Genomic DNA, 16234 nt, shown 5'->3' with positions numbered 1-16234 from the left:
TCAGGTCCGTCCACCTTGCTCCGCGCCGGTCGATCTGTCGAGGGCTGCCAGCGCCTTCTCCACGAGTTCCGGGTCGTCGAAGCGCACCCACGCGACGCGCGGGTCCTTGCGGAACCAGCCGTCCTGGCGGCGGGCGAACCTGCGCGTCGCGGCCTGGGTCTGCACGATCGCCTCCTCATGGCTCAGCTCCCCGCGCAGGAAGGCGATCGCCTCGCGGTAGCCGATCGCCCTGCGCGCGGTCTGGCCCCGCTCGAGCCCGAGGTCGAGGAGTCGCTCGACCTCCTCGACCAGCCCATCGGCGTACATCTGGCGCACGCGCTCCCCGATGCGGGCATCGAGGGTGGGGCGGTCGATGTCGACGCCGATCTGCACGCTGTGCGGGTCGGCGTAGGTCGGGGTCGGCAGGCTGGCGGAGTAGGGGCGGCCGGTGAGGGCGATGACCTCGAGCGCGCGGACGATGCGCCGGCCGTTGTCGGGACCGATCTTCGCGGCGGCCTCCGCGTCGAGGCCGGCGAGGCGCCGGTGCAGCGCCTGGGTGCCGACGGTGGCCAGCTCCTCCTCGAGCTCGCGGCGCAACGACTCGTCCGTGCCGGGGAAGTCGAACCGGTCGAGGATGGCGCGCGTGTAGAGCGCGCTGCCGCCCACCAGCACTGGCGTGGCACCCCGGCCGCGGATGTCGCCGATGGCCTCGCGGGCCCACCCCTGGAAGTCGTGCACGGTCGCCGTCTGGGTCACGTCGAGGCGATCGAGCAGGTGGTGCTCGATCCCCCGCCGCTGCGAGGGCGGGAGCTTCGCCGTACCGACATCCATGCCGCGGTAGAGCTGCATCGCGTCCGTGTTGACGATCTCGCCCCCCAGCCGGGCGGCCAGGTCGAGGCTCAGGCCGGTCTTGCCCGAGGCCGTCGAGCCGACGATCGCCACGATCGGGATGGGGTACGCGTCGGTGGGCATGGTGGCTAGTGTTCCAAACGCGAGCGGTCTCATCGGGGGCTGCATCAATCATCGGAGACGCACATGGGATTCCTCGACGACGCGAAGTCCAAGCTCACGGACGCGGTGGACGGCCAGGGCGACAAGATCGCCGCCGGTCTCGACAAGGCCGGCGACTTCGTCGATGACAAGACGGGCGGCAAGTTCTCGGACAAGATCGACGCCGGCACCGACAAGGCGGCCGACGCCCTCGACTCCCTCGACGGCCAGAACGACGACATCAAGTAGGTCCTTCCCGACCTCCTCGACAGACCGTCCATCCCCCAGGGGGTGGACGGTCTGTTGCATTTGCGCGTCCGTTCTGACATGACTGGAAGCGGGCCGGGACAGCCCCGGCCATGACTCTCGGGAGTTGTGATGGACACCAACAGCGGACTCGGCGACGCCGTCGACAAGTACGGCGATCAGATCGACAGCGCACTGGACAGGGCCGGCGACTTCGTCGACGACAAGACCGGCGGCAAGTACTCCGAGCAGATCCAGTCCGGCGTGGACAAGGCCGGCGACGCCCTCGACGGACTCGACGGACAGAACGACGACATCGGTGCCGAGCCCCAGGCGCCCGCCGATACCCAGGCTCCGCCCGAGCCCGGCACGCCGACCACACCCGGTGACCCGTCCGTCCCGACCGAGCCGGGCGTCCCGACCGAACCGGGCGTCCCGACCGAGCCCACCGATCCCTCGATCCCGACCGAGCCGGAGACCGAGCCGAGCACCCCCACCGAGACGACCGAGCCGGCTGAGCCCGGCTCGCCCACGTCGCCGACCTCGCCGACCGAGCCCACGGATCCCACGGACCCCTCGATCCCGACGGAGCCGACCGCCCCGGCTGAGCCCGTCCAGCCGGGCGTCCCCACCGAGCCGGGCGAGCCCGGTGCCCCGACCGATCCCTCGACTCCGACCGAGCCGTCCGTCGAGCCGTCCGTCGAGCCGTCCACGCCCGGTGAGCCGGCGCCGCAGACGATTCCCACCGATCCGGCCAACCCGGCGACCGGCGAGGCACCGGAGCCGATCGCCGGGTCGTAGCAGTCATCGAGCTGTCGGTCGCGCCCGTTAGGTTGGCGGCGTGACCGACAGCTTCGTGGTGGTGCCTGCGTCCTACGTCTACCTCCTCCGCGACGGCGAGGACGGTTCGGCCGAGGTGCTGCTGCAGCTGCGCCAGGGGACGACCTACATGGACGGCCACTGGGCCGCGGCCGCCGCCGGACACGTGGAGCGCGGGGAGACGGCGTTCGTCGCAGCGCAGCGCGAGGCCACCGAGGAGCTGGGCATTACCGACGTCGAGCTCGCCTTCGAGTTCACGATGCAGCGCACCCAGGGCGGCGAGCCGATCGACGAACGCGTCGACTTCTTCTTCACCGCTCGCGCTTGGGCCGGCGAGCCGAGGATCGTGGAGCCCGACAAGTGCGGCGAGCTGCGCTGGTGCTCGCTGGCCGACCTGCCGCAGCCGATGGTGCCGCACGAGGCATACGCCCTGGACAACCTGGGCACCGACCAAAAATATCTCAGCCATGGATTCCCCACCACCGGAGAGGCCCCACGATGAATGACGACAACCTCGGCCCGCAGCCCGATCCGATCATCGAGGAGAAGGAGCCCAACCCCGGCGGCGCCGACGCACTGCCCGACGACACCGACGACGAGGGCCTCGCGCGCGACCTCGACCCGTCCGCCAACCCGGCCGTCGACGAGGTGATGCCCCCGGAGATCACCGAGGCCGACGACAAGTCGCAGGCACCCGATGGTCAGGCCGACGACATGGAGTCGGGCACCGAGGACACCCCCGAAGCCGGCCAGGAGGCCGAGGACGGGACGGTCGAACCGCCCGCCTGACCCGGCGGGCCTGACACGTTGAAGACAGCGGTATCGCACAGTCACCCAGTGGCTGGGCGATACCGCTGTCTCGTTGTCCACAGGCCCGGTTCCGGTGCTGGCGCGGATGTCGCCGGTCCAGCACGCTGGATGGATGAGCAGCAACGCCGAGGAATCGAGCCCTGCCGACGAGGTCGCGCGGGTCCTGTCGCTGCAGCACGGTGTCATCTCGCGGGCGCAGGCCCTCGAGGCCGGGCTCGCTGACCACGACATCCGCCGCCAGGTCCGCCGGCGCGCATGGGTGCTGTTGCTCCCCGGGGTCCACCTCAACCACACCAGCGATCCCACCTGGCTGCAGCGCGCGTGGGCGGCCACCCTGTACGCCGGCGACTCGGCGCTCTGCCACGACTCGGCACTGCGGGCATCCGAGGGCCCCGGCAAGACGCTGCGCGACGAGTCGGTCATCCATGTGGCGATCGACCGCGACCGTCGCATCCTGTCGCCGGTCGACTGGCTGGTCGTGCACAGGCTGGCCGACTTCGATTCCAAGGTACGACGCAACGCATCACCACCTACGGTCCGGATCGAGCACGCACTGCTCGACGTGGCGGCCGAGGCACCGACGGACTTCGCCGCGGTCGGCGTCCTCACGGATGCGGTGTCATCTCGTCGCACCACCGCGGATCGTGTCCTGGCCGCGTTGCGGACGCGGTCGAGGATTCCTCGTCGGGCCTTCCTGACGGGGGTGCTGACGGACATCCGCGACGGCACCCACTCGGTCCTCGAGCACGGCTACCTGCATCGGGTCGAGCGAGCGCACGAACTCCCCACGGCGGCTCGACAGGTGGTCGAGCTGACCTCCCGGGGCAAGGTCTACCGCGACGTGGTCTACGAGCCGTTCGGCGTCTATGTCGAGCTCGACGGTCGCGCCACCCACGGCACGGCTCAGGCCCACGACCAGGACCTGGCTCGCGACCTCGTCGCGGTGGCCGAGGAGAAGATCACCCTGCGGCTCGGCTGGCGGCAGGTGTACGGCGACCAGTGCTCGACAGCGGCACGGGTCGCTGCAGTGCTGACCAAGAGGGGTTGGACGGGCACGCTCCAACGCTGCCCCGACTGTCCCTGAGGACAGCGGTGTCCTGCGGCCACTGGGTGGCTGCGCGATACCGCTGTCTTCGCAGCGTCAGCCGCAGGCGGTGGCCGGCGGCAGCGGAGCCGGCACCCCGATGCTCGGCATGCCGAGACCGACGCCGGCCGGGGCGGGCTCGGTGTTGCGACGCTCCCAGGCGTCGCCGGCCGGCGTGCGGCGTACGGAGAGAACCGGACCGTCGGCGACGAGGTGGTGCGGCGCGGCCTTGGTGATCTCGACGACGACCATGTCGCCGGGCCGGACGCCTTCGGCACCCACGGGGGTGAAGTGCACGAGCCGGTTGTCCGGGCCGCGGCCGGAGAGCCGGAGGGTGGCTGCGTCCTTGCGGCCCTCGCCCTCGGAGACCATCAGCTCGACGGAGCGGCCGACGAGCGCTAGTCCCTCTTCCCACGCGATCTGGTTGACGACGTCGACGAGGCGCAGGTAGCGGTCCTTCACGACCTCCGGCGGGACCTGGGACTCCATGGTGGCGGCGGGGGTGCCGGGGCGAGGTGAGTACTGGAAGGTGAAGGCGTTGGCGAACCGCGCCTGCCGGACGACGTCCAGCGTCGCGAGGAAGTCCTCCTCGGTCTCGCCGGGGAAGCCGACGATGATGTCGGTGGTGATCGCCGCGTCGGGCATGGCCGCGCGCACGCGCTCGATGATGCCCAGGAACTTCGAGGAGCGGTAGGACCGGCGCATCGCCTTGAGGATGCGGTCGGAGCCCGACTGCAGCGGCATGTGCAGCTGGTGCATGACGTTGGGCGTCTCGGCCATCGCCTCGATGACGTCGTCGGTGAACTCGGCCGGGTGGGGCGAGGTGAAGCGCACGCGCTCGAGGCCCTCGATCGCACCGCACGAGCGCAGCAGCTTGGAGAAGGCCTGGCGGTCGCCGAACTCCACGCCGTAGGCGTTGACGTTCTGCCCGAGCAGGGTGATCTCGGTGACGCCCTCGGCGACCAGCGCCTCGATCTCGGCCAGGATCTCGCCCGGCCGGCGGTCCTTCTCCTTGCCGCGCAGTGCCGGCACGATGCAGAACGTGCAGGTGTTGTTGCAGCCGACGGAGATGGAGACCCACGCGGCATAGGCCGAGTCGCGCTTGGTCGGCAACGTCGAGGGGAAGACCGACAGCGACTCGAGGATCTCGACCTGCGCCTCCTCCTGCGAGCGGGCGCGGTCGAGCAGGGCGGGCAGGGAGCCGATGTTGTGCGTGCCGAAGACGACATCGACGTACGGCGCCCGGTCGATGATCGTGTCGCGGTCCTTCTGCGCCATGCAGCCACCGACGGCGATCTGCATGCCCGGCTTGCGCGCCTTGACCGGCGCGAGGTGGGACAGGTTGCCGTAGAGCTTGTTGTCCGCGTTCTCGCGGACCGCGCAGGTGTTGAAGACGACGACGTCGGCCTGCTCGCCCGTCGGGGTCGCGATGTAGCCCGCGTCCTCCAGCAGCCCGGTCAGGCGCTCGGAGTCGTGGACGTTCATCTGGCACCCGTAGGTGCGGACTTCATAGGTGCGAGCCATAGCCGCACAAGCCTACGGCGGCCCGGCGGGCCAGCCGTAATCGCAGCCGGAGGTCAGTGGCCGCGGAGGTTCTTCACCTTGCCCTTGGCCTTGCCGGCCGCTTCCTTGGCCGCCATCTTGCCCACGTCCTTGAAGAAGATCGCCGCGCCCTTCGGGTCGTCCTTGGCACCCTTGGCCATGTCCTTGAGCATGCCGAGCCTGTTCTTGCTGTCGCTCATCATTTCCTCCGCTGGTCGAGGCGATAGTGCCGATTCAAGCACCGGCGAACCTCGCTGGGGAACAGGTCCGCCGTACGCACTCAACGGGCGGGACACGGTCCGGTCACGTTTGCCGTGGAGGACCCCTGCGTGTGGCCCCGGACACACTGATCCCTATAGGTTGCGGGCATGACCGCGTTGGAGCACGAGCCCCGTTCGGCCGGGCGAGGTGAGCCGCTCGTCGTCCTCACCGATGTCCAGAAGCACTTCGGATCGCTGCACGCCCTCAAGGACATCGACCTCACCGTGACCAGCGGCGAGGTGGTCGTCGTGATCGGCCCGTCGGGGTCGGGCAAGTCGACCCTGTGTCGTGCCATCAACCGCCTCGAGACCATCGACTCGGGCACGATCAGCCTGGACGGGCAGCCCCTTCCACAGGAGGGCAAGGCGCTGGCCAAGCTCCGTGCCGAGGTCGGCATGGTCTTCCAGAGCTTCAACCTCTTCGCCCACAAGACGATCCTCGAGAACGTCACCCTCGGCCCGATCAAGGTGCGAGGACTGAGCAAGTCCGCGGCCGAGACCAAGGCCCGTGAGCTGCTCGACCGGGTCGGCGTCGGTCACCAGGCCGACAAGTACCCCGCCCAGCTCTCCGGTGGGCAGCAGCAGCGGGTGGCCATCGCCCGGGCGCTGGCCATGGAGCCGAAGGTGATGCTCTTCGACGAGCCCACCTCCGCGCTCGACCCGGAGATGATCAAGGAGGTCCTCGACGTCATGGTCGACCTCGCCCACCGCGGCATGACGATGATCGTCGTCACCCACGAGATGGGCTTCGCGCGTACGGCGGCCGACCGGGTCGTCTTCATGGCCGACGGCGCGATCGTCGAGGAGAACACTCCCGAGCAGTTCTTCACCAACCCCACGTCCGATCGCGCCAAGGACTTCCTCGGCAAGATCCTCAAGCACTGACCAGCAGGTCTCGGGGCCGTCCCACAAGGGGGCACCAAGGCTCCTCAACTGTTCACCACATCAAGGGAGAAGCAGATGCGATTCATCCGAACCAAGGCCGCGATCGCGGTCGCTGGACTGGCCCTCTCGCTCGCCGCGTGCGGTGACGCGGGCACCGACAACGAGGGCGTGGAGGTCGAGGCGTCGGAGGACGCCAGCTTCGAGGCGGGCACGCGCATGGCCGAGCTCGCCGAGGCCGGCACCATCAACGTCGGCGTGAAGTACGACCAGCCCGGCCTCGGGTTCAACGAGACCGGCTCCGACATGCCGACCGGCTTCGACGTCGACATCGCCAAGATCCTCGTGGCCTCGCTGGGCATCGACCCGGAGGACACGTCCAAGGTGCAGTACGTCGAGACGATCTCCGACAACCGCGAGCCCTTCCTGGTGGACGGCAAGGTGGACCTCGTCCTCGCGTCCTACTCGATCACCGACGAGCGTCGGCAGGTCGTCGGTCAGGCCGGCCCCTACATGCTCACCGGCCAGCAGCTGCTGGTGCCCGAGGACTCCGAGGCCGCCGGCCCCGAGGACCTGCAGGGCAAGGAAGTCTGCTCCGTCACCGGCTCGACGTCGCTCGACAACGCCAAGGCCCAGGGCATGAAGCCGGTCGGCTTCGACACCTACAGCCAGTGCGTCGACAAGGTGCTCGACGGCACGGTCGAGGCGATGACGACGGACGGCACGATCCTCGCCGGCTACGCCGCGCAGAACGAGGGCGCCCTGAAGGTCGTCGGCGAGCCGTTCTCCGAGGAGCGCATCGGCGTCGGCTACTCGCAGGACTACCCGGAGATGTGCCAGTGGATCAACGACACGCTCGAGGCAGCCAACGAGGACGGCACGTGGGCCGAGGCCTTCGAGGCCAACCTCGGTGCCTCCGGCGTCGAGACCCCGGACTTCCCGGAGCTCGACCCCTGCGAGTCCTGAGCATCCAGCTCACCATCCGAGTCCGGGCCCGCTGAGCAAGCGGGCCCGGACTCCGGTCCCACGAGAGGAGTGGCGTGGAAGCCTTCATCAACGAGTTCCCCGAGGTCCTGCAGGCGTTCGGCTACACCGTCCTGCTCTTCTTGTGCTCGGGCGTCCTGTCCCTCATCGGGGGCACGATCCTGGTCGCCATGCGCGTCGGCCCGATCGCGGTCCTCAACAAGGCGGCCGCCACCTACGTCACGCTCGTGCGCAACACCCCGTTGCTGATGGTGTTCTTCTTCTTCCAGTTCGCCGCTCCCAAGATCGGGATCAACCTCAAGTTCGTCGACGTCCACATCGGGAGCTTCGACTTCACCTCGTTCTTCGCCACCGCGGTGGTCGCCCTGACGCTCTACACCTCCACCTTCGTGTGCGAGGCACTCCGCTCCGGCGTCAACGCCGTCCCGCTGGGTCAGGCCGAGGCCGCCCGGGCCATCGGTCTCCCGTTCAGCGGGGTGATGCGCGAAGTCGTGCTCCCCCAGGCGTTCCGCGCCTCGGTCCCCCCGGTGGCGAGCACCCTGATCGCGCTGCTCAAGAACACCTCGGTCGCCGCCGTGTTCGGCGTCCTGGAGGCTGCTGCCCAGATGAAGATCATGACCAACAACCATGCCGACGAGCGCTGGGGCATCTTCTTGGGCGTCGCCCTGCTGTACGTCGTCCTGGTCGAGCTCGTCTCCCTGGTCGCCATCTCGTTCGAGCGTCGCTGGAGGATCGCCTGATGGCCGCCGGAGTTCTCTTCGACGCACCGGGACCCAAGACGGTCGCCCGGCACCGGATCTACACGATCATCTCGCTCGTCGTGATCGTGGCCGCGCTCGCCTTCGCCGTGAAGCGGCTCGCTGACGCTGGCCAGTTTGCCTACGCCCTGTGGGAACCCTTCGTCACCCCGCAGTACCTCACCGCGCTCCTCGAGGCATGGCTCGACACCATCATCATGGCGGTGCTGTCGGTGCTCGGTGCTGTCGTGTTCGGGGTGGTCTTCGGGATCAGCAAGCTCTCCGATCACCGACCCGTGCGCTGGGTGTCGTGGCTGGTCGTCGAGTTCTTCCGCGCCGTACCCGTCATCATGTTGATGATCTTCTGCTTCTACGCGGTCTTCGGCGACATGCCCATCGCGCGAGGCGCCTTCTGGTCCGTGGTGCTGGCGCTGACGCTCTACAACGGCGCCGTGCTGGCCGAGGTCTTCCGCGCCGGCGTCAACGCCGTCCCTCGCGGGCAGGCCGAGGCGGCGTACGCCATCGGCATGCGCAAGGCGCAGGTGATGAACATCGTGCTGCTGCCCCAGGCCGTGAAGATCATGATCCCGGCGATCATCAGCCAGTGCGTCGTGGCGCTCAAGGACACCAGCCTGATCCTGATCGTCTTCGGGATCGGCCTCACCAAGATCGCCAAGCAGCTGCCGCTGTCGTTCAACAACATCGTCCCGACGACCATCGTCGTCGCCGCGTGCTACATCGTGACCAACCTGGTGCTCACCTGGCTGGCCAACTACGTCCAGCGCAAGTTCGTGGGCGAGAAGAAGGTCCTGCAGGTCTCGATGGTCGCCGACGTCGGCGAAGCCAAGACGACCCTGTAGACCTCGCCCGAGTGTGGCCGGGAGCGACCCGTCACGAAGTGACGGGTCGCTCGCAGCGGTTCCGGCTTCGCAAGCTCAGCCGGACTGAGGACGTCGAAGCCCGTCGCTACGCTCCGGGGCTCCCGCAGCGGTTCCGGCTTCGCAAGCTCAGCCGGACTGAGGACGTCGAAGCCCGTCGCTACGCTCCGGGCTTCTCGGTCACCCAGAGCTTGATGACGCCCTCGATCACGACGGTCCCGTCCTCGCGCTCGCCGCGGACGCGGACGTGCAGGTCGGGGTTGTCGCTGGTCCACTGCTCGGGGTCCGTCTCGGCGATGCAGACGATGTCCGAGGTGGCCTTCGCGGTGTAGGCGACGTCCATGCCCTTGGGGATCCACCGCTTGTGGCTCGGGATCGTCACCTCGGCGAGCGCACCCATGGCCGCCTCGAGGCCGTTGCACAGCGCGATCGCGTGCACGGTGCCGAGGTGGTTCTGGACGCTGCGCCGCTTCGGGATGACGAGCTCGACGTGGTTGGGCTCGACCACCGTGAAGCGCGGGTGGATCGTGGCGAAGTAGGGCGCCTTCTGCGAAAACGCGATGGAGAACGCGCGCTTGCCGACGACGGGGACGGAGGTGGCGGTGTTCCACAGCTTCTGGACCTGGCTCATGCCGGAGATGTTACCAGTCGGTAACTCTGGGCGCGCTGTTCTGCTGAAGGGACGCACCTCCCCCGCCGACGATCAACGTCGCGAGCACCACGGCCAGCTTCTTCCTGCGCTTCATCCATCTGCCTCTCTGAGTCTGGAGCGCCGGACGCTAAATGAGAATGATTCCCATTGTCAAACGAGCGGATCGGCGTGAGAGGATCTGCCCCATGCCGAGCAAGAAACGCATGACCGGGGCCGAGCGCCGCGAGCAACTGATTGCCGTCGCGCGCACGCTGTTCTCAGAACGCGGCTTCGAGGGGGCCGCCATCGAGGAGGTCGCAGCCCGCGCCCAGGTCTCCAAGCCGGTCGTCTACGAGCACTTCGGCGGCAAGGAGGGGCTCTACGCCGTCGTCGTCGACCGCGAGGTGCAGACCCTGCTGGCGATCATGCGCGGCTCACTCACCGCGGGCACCTCGAGGATCGTGCTCGAGCAGGCGGCGTTGGCGCTGCTGTCGTACGTCGAGGAGAACCCGCAGGGCTTCCGGATCCTGGTCCGCGACAGCCCCATCGGGGAGGCGTCCTTCCAGACGATCCTCGGTGACGTCGCCTCCCGCGTCGAGGGACTGCTGGCCGACACCTTCAAGCGCACCGGGCTCGACGCCAAGAACGCCCCGATGTATGCCCAGATGCTCGTCGGGATGGTCGCGAGCCTGGGCCAGTGGTGGCTCGACACCCGCAAGCCCGCGCGCGAGGTCGTCGCCGCCCACGTGGTCAACCTCGCCTGGAACGGGCTCAGCGGGCTCGACGGCGATCCCGTGCTCTACAGCGAGCAGCCCGAGGCCTGACACGTCGCGAGCGGTGAGTGAGCCACACCGACTTCTCGGGGTTTCCGTGGGGTTCTCGAGTGTTGCAACACCCCGGAACGTTGCATTCCCCCGCCTATGCGGGGAACCGAACGTTCTAGGGGTTTCCGTCAGGACAGGGCGAGCAGCTCCATGCACCCTATCTCTCGACGTCAAGATTCTCGACGCGTCTGGCACACTGGCCGCATGCGCGACGAAGTGGACAGCCTGGTCGAGGCGTGGGCGCGCGAGCGCACCGACCTCGACCTCGGTCCGGTCGAGGTCTTCAGCCGCATCAGCAGGCTGGCGCGCCACCTCGACCTCGCCCGCCGCGACGCCTTCACGACCCACCACATCGAGTCGTGGGAGTTCGACGTGCTGGCTGCGCTGCGGCGCGCCGGGGCGCCGTACGAGCTGTCCCCCGGCCGACTGCTGCGCGAGACGCTCGTGACCAGCGGCACCATGACCAACCGCGTCGACCGGCTCGCCGGCCGCGGACTGGTCGAGCGGCTGCCCGACCCGCGTGATCGACGCGGGGTGCTGGTGCGCCTCACCCCCGAGGGCAAGGCCGCCGTCGACGGCGCCTTCGGAGCGCTGATCGCGGCCGAGGCCGAGCTGATCGCCGCGCTGCCGGCCGGCGACCAGGCCACGCTCGCGTCGCTGCTGCGCACGCTGCTCGCGCCGTTCAGCCCACCCGAGGACTGACTCAGGAGCCGAGCAGCTCCGACGCCTCGAGCCACTCGTGCTCGAGCCGCTCCTTCTCGGCCTGGACCGCGCTCAGCTGCTTGCCGAGCTCGGCCAGCCGGTCGAAGTCGGTCAGGGACGCAGCCATCTCGTCGTCGAGCGCCTTCTCCTGCTTGTCGACGCGGGCGATCTGCTTCTCGATGCGCGACAAGGCCTTGCGGGCATCTCGCTCCTCCGCCGAGCCCGCCTTGACCTTCGCCGATCCCGACGTGGTCGCACCGGAGGCGTTCGACCCGCCGGTCAAGGTGCGCGATGCCACCGAGTCGAGGCCCGCGGCGCGACGCTCGAGGTACTCGTCCACCCCGCGCGGCAGCATCGAGATCTGGCCGTCGCCGAGCAGCGCCCAGACGGAGTCGGTGACCCGCTCGAGGAAGTAGCGGTCGTGCGAGACCACGATCAGGGTGCCCGGCCAGCCGTCGAGGAAGTCCTCGAGGACGTTGAGGGTGTCGATGTCCAGGTCGTTGGTGGGCTCGTCGAGCAGCAGCACGTTGGGCTCGTTGAGCAGCAGCTTGAGCAGCTGGAAGCGGCGGCGCTCGCCACCGGACAGGTCGCCGAGGCGGGCGGTGAGCTTGTCGCCGGTGAAGCCGAACCGCTCGAGCATCGACGTCGCGGTGATGTCGGAGCCCGTCGCCGTACGCGTCACGCGCGCGATCGCCTCGATCGTCGGCAGCACCCGACCGTTGGGGTCGACCTCGTCGATGGCCTGGGTGAGGTGCTCCATCGCGATCGTGCGGCCGTGCTTGACCCGCCCGGCGGTGGGCTCGAGGCTGCCCGCGATCAGGGACAGCACCGAGGTCTTGCCGGCGCCGTTGACGCCGACGATGCCGACCCGGTCACCCGGGCCGAGGCGCCAGGTCGCATCGGACAGCAGCTGGCGATCACCGCGGGACATGTCGACGTGCTCGAGGTCGATGACGTCCTTGCCGAGGCGCTGGGTCGCGAACTTCTGCAGCTCGAGGCGGTCGCGCGGCGGCGGCACGTCCTCGATCAGCTGGTTGGCCGCCTCGATGCGGAACTTCGGCTTCGCGGTCCGCGCCGGGGCGCCGCGCCGCAGCCAGGCGAGCTCCTTCTTCACGAGCTGCTGGCGGCGTTGCTCGGACGCACCGGCCTGGCGCTGCCGCTCCGCCTTCGCGAGCACGAACGAGGCGTAGCCGCCCTCGTAGGAGTCGACCACGCCGTCGTGGACCTCCCACGTCGTCTGGCAGACCTCGTCGAGGAACCAGCGGTCGTGGGTCACGACGACGAGCGCCGACGAGCGCTGGATGAGGTGCCCCGCGAGCCAGGCGACCGCTTCGACGTCGAGGTGGTTGGTGGGCTCGTCGAGGATGATCAGCTCGTGCTCGCCGAGCAGCAGCGCGGCCAGCGAGCAGCGGCGGCGCTCGCCACCGGAGAGGCCGAGCACCGGCCGGTCGAGCGAGACGCCGGCCAGCAGCTCGGTGACGACGCCACGCATGGTCGAGTCGGCCAGCCACTCGTGATCGGCGCGGCCCCCGAGCACGGCCTCGCGCACGGTGTGGGTGTCGACGAGCTCGTCGCCCTGGTGGAGGTAGCCGATCTCGACGCCACGGCTCATCGAGACGCGGCCGGAATCGGGCTCCTCGAGACCGGTCATCACCTCGAGCAACGTGGTCTTGCCGTCGCCGTTGCGTCCGACGATGCCGATCCGCTCACCGACGTTGATGCCGAGCGAGACCTCGCTCAGCAGCGGCCGGATGCCGTAGGCCTTCGAGACTTTTTCGAGGTTGATCAGGTTGGCCATCAGGGGCGCTCCAGGAGATGTGCGCCGGCGACAGGGCCGTTCGCGATGAGTACGACGTCGTGCCCCGCACCCCGCAGGCCCGCGACGACGGCGTGGGCGCCGTCGAGCGAGTCGCACAGGAAGATGCAGGTCGGGCCCGAACCGGAGACGAGGCCGCGCAGGGCACCTTCGCCTTCGCCGCGGTCGATCAGGGTGCCGAGCTCGGGTCGCAGGTCGACCGCCGGCGCTTGCAGGTCGTTGTGCAGGGTGCGGGCCAGCCGCAGCGGTTCGCCGCTCGCCAGCGCCGACAGCAGGTCGGCCGGCTCAGCCGGCTCGGCCAGCGCGTCGGGAAACAGCTTGTCGAAGTGCGCGTAGACCTCGGGCGTGGACAGGCCGACGCCGGACGGGACGGCGACCCACCACCAGGTGCCGCGGTCGTCGAGCGGCTGCACGACCTCGCCACGGCCACGGCCACGCGCAGTGCCGCCCACGAGCGAGAAGGGGACGTCGCTGCCGAGCTCGGCCGCGAGGTCGAGGAGCACGTCGTCGGGCAGGCCGGTCCGGTGCAGCCGGTCGTAGGCCAGCAGGGTCGCGGCGGCGTCGGCCGAGCCGCCCGCCATCCCGCCGGCGACCGGGATCGACTTGAGGATCTCGACGGCCTCGTGGCCGTGGCGCCCGGTCCGGGCGCGGATCACCTCGAGCGCACGGAAGGCGATGTTGCCGCCGCCGATCGGGACGTCGCCGGCGTCGATGTAGTCGGCGCACTCCAGCTCGAGCGAGGGCACCACCGCGCCGGTGAGGGTGACGTCGTCGTAGAGGCTGATGGCCTGGTAGACGGTGTCGAGCGGGTGGAAGCCGTCGTCACGCACAGCGCCGACGCCGAGGTGGAGGTTGATCTTCGCGGCGGCGCGGACGGAGACGGTGCTCACCACGGCATGCCCTCGGCGATCCGGGCGAAGTCGGCCACGGTGAGCACCTCGCCGCGCGCGGTCGGGTCGATGCCGGCCTGGACGAGGGCGTGCTCGGCGGCCTCGCTGGAGCCGGCGAGCGGGCGCAGGGCCGCGCGGATCTGCTTGCGGCGGGTGGCGAAGGCGGCGTCGATGACGGTGAAGACCTGCTCGCGGGTGGCCGTGGTGTCCGGCGGGTCGCAGCGGGTCCAGGCGACGAGGCCGGAGTCGACGTTAGGCGCGGGCCAGAAGACGTTGCGACCGATGGCGCCGGCGCGCCGCACGTCGGCGAACCAGGCGGCCTTCACCGACGGGACGCCGTAGATCTTGGAGCCGGGGCCGGCCGCGAGACGGTCGGCGACCTCGGCCTGCACCATCACCAGCCCGCGCTCCAGCGACGGGAGCAGCGTGAGCATGTGGATCAGGACCGGCACCGAGACGTTGTAGGGCAGGTTGGCGACGAGGGCTGTCGGCGGCGGACCGGGGATCGCCTCGATCCGCATCGCGTCGCCCAGCACGACCTCGAAGGCGTCGGCGTGGTCGGGGGCGCGGTCCTCGATCGTCGCGGGCAGCCGTGCGGCGAGCAGCGGGTCGATCTCGACGGCCACCACGCGCCGGGCGACCTCGAGCAGCCCGAGGGTGAGCGAGCCGAGCCCGGGGCCCACCTCGACGACGACGTCGTCGGGTCCGATGCCGGAGTCACGCACGATGCGGCGCACCGTGTTGGCGTCGATGACGAAGTTCTGACCGCGCTGCTTGGTCGGGCGCAGGTCGAGCTCGGCCGCGAGCGTTCGCACCTCCGCCGGCCCGAGAAGTCTCGGACCGGCGGAAGGGGATGTCATACGCAGAGCCTAGATGTCGACCGCGCGATCAGCGTGATCAGCGAGGCAGGCCCAGCTGGGCGGAGCAGTGCGGCCACGCGCCGTACCCGCCGGAAGCGTCACGGAGGCGGGTCGCGACCGCGATCTGGGTCTCCCGCGAGGCCTGGCTCGGGAGGCCCGTGCCGCCGTAGGCCTGCCAGGTGCCGAGGTTGAACTGCAGGCCGCCGTAGTAGCCGTTGCCGGTGTTGATGGCCCAGTTGCCGCCGGACTCGCACTGCGCGAGGGCGTCCCAGACCGTGCCGCCGGAGGCGTAGTTGGAGGTGACCTCCTCCTTGGTGCCGACCTTGACGATGGCGTCGACCGGCTCGCGCTGGACGTCGGCGGTGACGACCTTGGTCGCGATGACCTGGCCGTTGCGGACGGTGAGCTTGTAGGTCACGTCGCGCACGCCGTCGCGGCCCTCGCGGACCGTCTCGTCGTCGCCCTCGAACATGGAGTCGTCCGGGCGCTCGATGACGTCGAAGTCGATCGCCTCGTCCTTGACGCGCTTGGTGACGATGCGGATGTCGGTGAGCACGATCTTGTCGCCGTCGGTGATCTGCTTCTTGAGGCCGGGGGTCACCTTGTCGTGCTTCGACACCTTCACGCCGAGCTCGTCGAGGACCTCGGCCACCGTGAGCGCCGTGATCTTCTGGGTCTTCATCTCCTGCTTGCCGACCTGGATCCGGATCTTCTTCGGGGTCGTGACCTCGAGGCGGATGCCGCTGCGGGAGATCGTGGCGTCACGGCTGGTCGAGAGGTCGGCGGTCGGATAGCCGCGGCCGATCTCGCCCAGGGCGCTCGCGACGTCGGTGGAGTTCACCCAGTAGGTGCGCTCCTCACCATCGACACTCAGCTCGAGCGGGCGGCCGAACTGGACCGAGATGCGGCTTCCGTCATCGACGCTCTCGTCGAGGGCGGGGGCCACGAGATCCTTGTCGGTGAGCTCGATGCCTTCCGAGGCCAGCACCTCGGCGACCGTGTCACCCATGGCCGTGACCGTCTGGGCCTGGCCGTCGAGTGACAGCGTCACCGACTTGCTGAGTGCTGCGTAGCCCAACGTCGAGCCGCCGACGGCGACGACGATGACGGCGACGAGGGTCGCCAGCAGGGCCTTGGACTTGCTGAGGTGGACGATGCGTGAGCGCACGTTTCTCCGGACTTCGAGCTCTCCGGGCCTCGGGCTGTCAGCGCTCCCGCGTGCAGCCGTGTCCACCGGGGGCGGTGGGCGAGGTGCGAGCGGGGGTCTCGCGGAGGGGGCTCATACCAACCTCCGGGCGCT

19 protein-coding genes are annotated in these 16234 nt (G+C 69.6%); 11 read left to right on the top strand and 8 right to left on the bottom strand.

Going from position 1 to position 16234, the window contains the following annotated elements:
• Positions 1–951: a tRNA (adenosine(37)-N6)-dimethylallyltransferase MiaA gene (gene miaA / locus C9J87_RS01790; RefSeq protein ID WP_107704566.1), complete on the bottom strand. Its 951-nt coding sequence runs from the start codon at positions 949–951 to the stop codon at positions 1–3.
• Positions 952–1014: 63 nt separating this feature from the next.
• Here miaA and C9J87_RS01785 point away from each other — a divergent pair, with 63 nt between their 5' ends.
• The 5 genes from C9J87_RS01785 (at position 1015) to C9J87_RS01765 (ending at position 3928) form a co-directional block, all read left to right on the top strand.
• Positions 1015–1218 (top strand): antitoxin, encoded by a 204-nt coding sequence (locus C9J87_RS01785; protein ID WP_107704565.1) that lies wholly within the window; start codon positions 1015–1017, stop codon positions 1216–1218.
• A 129-nt stretch (positions 1219–1347) separates the two neighbouring features.
• Positions 1348–2016 carry an antitoxin gene (locus C9J87_RS20100; RefSeq protein WP_107704564.1) on the top strand — a complete coding sequence of 223 codons (669 nt, stop codon included), beginning with the start codon at positions 1348–1350 and terminating at the stop codon, positions 2014–2016.
• 40 nt (positions 2017–2056) lie between these two features.
• Positions 2057–2536 (top strand): NUDIX domain-containing protein, encoded by a 480-nt coding sequence (locus C9J87_RS01775; protein ID WP_010834661.1) that lies wholly within the window; start codon positions 2057–2059, stop codon positions 2534–2536.
• Positions 2533–2823 (top strand): hypothetical protein, encoded by a 291-nt coding sequence (locus C9J87_RS01770; protein ID WP_010834660.1) that lies wholly within the window; start codon positions 2533–2535, stop codon positions 2821–2823. The genes C9J87_RS01775 and C9J87_RS01770 overlap by 4 nt, the downstream gene beginning before the upstream one ends.
• Before the next feature lie 133 nt (positions 2824–2956).
• Positions 2957–3928 carry a hypothetical protein gene (locus C9J87_RS01765; protein ID WP_036491461.1) on the top strand — a complete coding sequence of 324 codons (972 nt, stop codon included), beginning with the start codon at positions 2957–2959 and terminating at the stop codon, positions 3926–3928.
• Between the two features lie 57 nt (positions 3929–3985).
• Here C9J87_RS01765 and miaB read toward each other — a convergent pair whose 3' ends face one another.
• The gene (gene miaB, locus C9J87_RS01760; protein WP_010834658.1) at positions 3986–5452 is read right to left on the bottom strand and encodes a tRNA (N6-isopentenyl adenosine(37)-C2)-methylthiotransferase MiaB; all 1467 of its coding nucleotides are present in this window, start codon (positions 5450–5452) and stop codon (positions 3986–3988) included.
• 53 nt (positions 5453–5505) lie between these two features.
• Positions 5506–5670, bottom strand: a complete 165-nt coding sequence (locus C9J87_RS19555) for a hypothetical protein (protein ID WP_156887271.1) — start codon at positions 5668–5670, stop codon at positions 5506–5508.
• A gap of 168 nt (positions 5671–5838) precedes the next feature.
• On the opposite strand from C9J87_RS19555, the gene C9J87_RS01755 reads away from it, so the two are divergent.
• From C9J87_RS01755 to C9J87_RS01740, 4 genes are all read left to right on the top strand, one after another.
• Positions 5839–6615, top strand: coding sequence for an amino acid ABC transporter ATP-binding protein (locus C9J87_RS01755; protein WP_010834657.1), 777 nt, complete (start codon positions 5839–5841; stop codon positions 6613–6615).
• Between the two features lie 75 nt (positions 6616–6690).
• The gene (locus C9J87_RS01750; RefSeq protein WP_010834656.1) at positions 6691–7578 is read left to right on the top strand and encodes a glutamate ABC transporter substrate-binding protein; all 888 of its coding nucleotides are present in this window, start codon (positions 6691–6693) and stop codon (positions 7576–7578) included.
• A gap of 74 nt (positions 7579–7652) precedes the next feature.
• Positions 7653–8336, top strand: coding sequence for an amino acid ABC transporter permease (locus C9J87_RS01745; RefSeq protein ID WP_010834655.1), 684 nt, complete (start codon positions 7653–7655; stop codon positions 8334–8336).
• Complete coding sequence (locus tag C9J87_RS01740) at positions 8336–9193, top strand: amino acid ABC transporter permease (RefSeq protein ID WP_010834654.1); 858 nt, start codon at positions 8336–8338, stop codon at positions 9191–9193. Before C9J87_RS01745 ends, C9J87_RS01740 begins: the two co-directional genes overlap by 1 nt.
• Positions 9194–9371: 178 nt before the next feature.
• Here C9J87_RS01740 and C9J87_RS01735 read toward each other — a convergent pair whose 3' ends face one another.
• Positions 9372–9842 carry a hotdog fold domain-containing protein gene (locus C9J87_RS01735; protein WP_010834653.1) on the bottom strand — a complete coding sequence of 157 codons (471 nt, stop codon included), beginning with the start codon at positions 9840–9842 and terminating at the stop codon, positions 9372–9374.
• Positions 9843–10066: 224 nt separating this feature from the next.
• Between C9J87_RS01735 and C9J87_RS01730 the strand changes: the two genes are divergently transcribed.
• Positions 10067–10666: a TetR family transcriptional regulator gene (locus tag C9J87_RS01730; protein ID WP_107704563.1), complete on the top strand. Its 600-nt coding sequence runs from the start codon at positions 10067–10069 to the stop codon at positions 10664–10666.
• Positions 10667–10870: 204 nt separating this feature from the next.
• On the top strand, positions 10871–11368 hold the full coding sequence (locus tag C9J87_RS01725) for a MarR family winged helix-turn-helix transcriptional regulator (RefSeq protein ID WP_010834651.1): 498 nt from the start codon (positions 10871–10873) through the stop codon (positions 11366–11368).
• 1 nt (position 11369) lies between these two features.
• Here the strand turns inward: C9J87_RS01725 and C9J87_RS01720 are convergent, their stop codons facing one another.
• Genes C9J87_RS01720 through C9J87_RS20375 form a run of 4 tightly spaced genes read right to left on the bottom strand, consistent with a single transcriptional unit; the run spans position 11370 to position 16102 of the window.
• Entirely contained in the window at positions 11370–13166 is a 1797-nt protein-coding gene (locus tag C9J87_RS01720; RefSeq protein WP_107704562.1) for an ABC-F family ATP-binding cassette domain-containing protein, read from the bottom strand.
• Positions 13166–14074, bottom strand: coding sequence for a 4-(cytidine 5'-diphospho)-2-C-methyl-D-erythritol kinase (locus C9J87_RS01715; RefSeq protein ID WP_198652207.1), 909 nt, complete (start codon positions 14072–14074; stop codon positions 13166–13168). Before C9J87_RS01715 ends, C9J87_RS01720 begins: the two co-directional genes overlap by 1 nt.
• Positions 14071–14934 carry a 16S rRNA (adenine(1518)-N(6)/adenine(1519)-N(6))-dimethyltransferase RsmA gene (gene rsmA / locus C9J87_RS01710; RefSeq protein WP_036491456.1) on the bottom strand — a complete coding sequence of 288 codons (864 nt, stop codon included), beginning with the start codon at positions 14932–14934 and terminating at the stop codon, positions 14071–14073. The genes C9J87_RS01715 and rsmA overlap by 4 nt, the downstream gene beginning before the upstream one ends.
• A 37-nt stretch (positions 14935–14971) precedes the next feature.
• On the bottom strand, positions 14972–16102 hold the full coding sequence (locus C9J87_RS20375) for a resuscitation-promoting factor (protein ID WP_107704560.1): 1131 nt from the start codon (positions 16100–16102) through the stop codon (positions 14972–14974).
• Between the last annotated feature and the right edge of the window lie 132 nt (positions 16103–16234).

The sequence above is a fragment of the Nocardioides allogilvus genome (assembly GCF_003047285.1).
Lineage (GTDB): Bacteria > Actinomycetota > Actinomycetes > Propionibacteriales > Nocardioidaceae > Nocardioides > Nocardioides allogilvus.
The sequence above is the reverse complement of the archived record's forward strand: the minus strand, read 5'-3'. Positions and strand labels throughout refer to the sequence as shown.

What these genes read in the sequence shown, in the direction of transcription:
- C9J87_RS01765 (WP_036491461.1), top strand. Translation starts at nt 2,957, where the DNA reads ATGAGCAGCAACGCCGAGGAATCGAGCCCTGCCGACGAGGTCGCGCGG.
- C9J87_RS01725 (WP_010834651.1), top strand. Translation starts at nt 10,871, where the DNA reads ATGCGCGACGAAGTGGACAGCCTGGTCGAGGCGTGGGCGCGCGAGCGC.
- C9J87_RS01755 (WP_010834657.1), top strand. Translation starts at nt 5,839, where the DNA reads ATGACCGCGTTGGAGCACGAGCCCCGTTCGGCCGGGCGAGGTGAGCCG.
- C9J87_RS01785 (WP_107704565.1), top strand. Translation starts at nt 1,015, where the DNA reads ATGGGATTCCTCGACGACGCGAAGTCCAAGCTCACGGACGCGGTGGAC.
- C9J87_RS01735 (WP_010834653.1), bottom strand. Translation starts at nt 9,842, where the DNA reads ATGAGCCAGGTCCAGAAGCTGTGGAACACCGCCACCTCCGTCCCCGTC.
- C9J87_RS20100 (WP_107704564.1), top strand. Translation starts at nt 1,348, where the DNA reads ATGGACACCAACAGCGGACTCGGCGACGCCGTCGACAAGTACGGCGAT.
- C9J87_RS19555 (WP_156887271.1), bottom strand. Translation starts at nt 5,670, where the DNA reads ATGAGCGACAGCAAGAACAGGCTCGGCATGCTCAAGGACATGGCCAAG.
- rsmA (WP_036491456.1), bottom strand. Translation starts at nt 14,934, where the DNA reads ATGACATCCCCTTCCGCCGGTCCGAGACTTCTCGGGCCGGCGGAGGTG.
- C9J87_RS01750 (WP_010834656.1), top strand. Translation starts at nt 6,691, where the DNA reads ATGCGATTCATCCGAACCAAGGCCGCGATCGCGGTCGCTGGACTGGCC.
- C9J87_RS01740 (WP_010834654.1), top strand. Translation starts at nt 8,336, where the DNA reads ATGGCCGCCGGAGTTCTCTTCGACGCACCGGGACCCAAGACGGTCGCC.
- C9J87_RS01770 (WP_010834660.1), top strand. Translation starts at nt 2,533, where the DNA reads ATGAATGACGACAACCTCGGCCCGCAGCCCGATCCGATCATCGAGGAG.
- C9J87_RS01730 (WP_107704563.1), top strand. Translation starts at nt 10,067, where the DNA reads ATGACCGGGGCCGAGCGCCGCGAGCAACTGATTGCCGTCGCGCGCACG.
- miaB (WP_010834658.1), bottom strand. Translation starts at nt 5,452, where the DNA reads ATGGCTCGCACCTATGAAGTCCGCACCTACGGGTGCCAGATGAACGTC.
- C9J87_RS01720 (WP_107704562.1), bottom strand. Translation starts at nt 13,166, where the DNA reads ATGGCCAACCTGATCAACCTCGAAAAAGTCTCGAAGGCCTACGGCATC.
- miaA (WP_107704566.1), bottom strand. Translation starts at nt 951, where the DNA reads ATGCCCACCGACGCGTACCCCATCCCGATCGTGGCGATCGTCGGCTCG.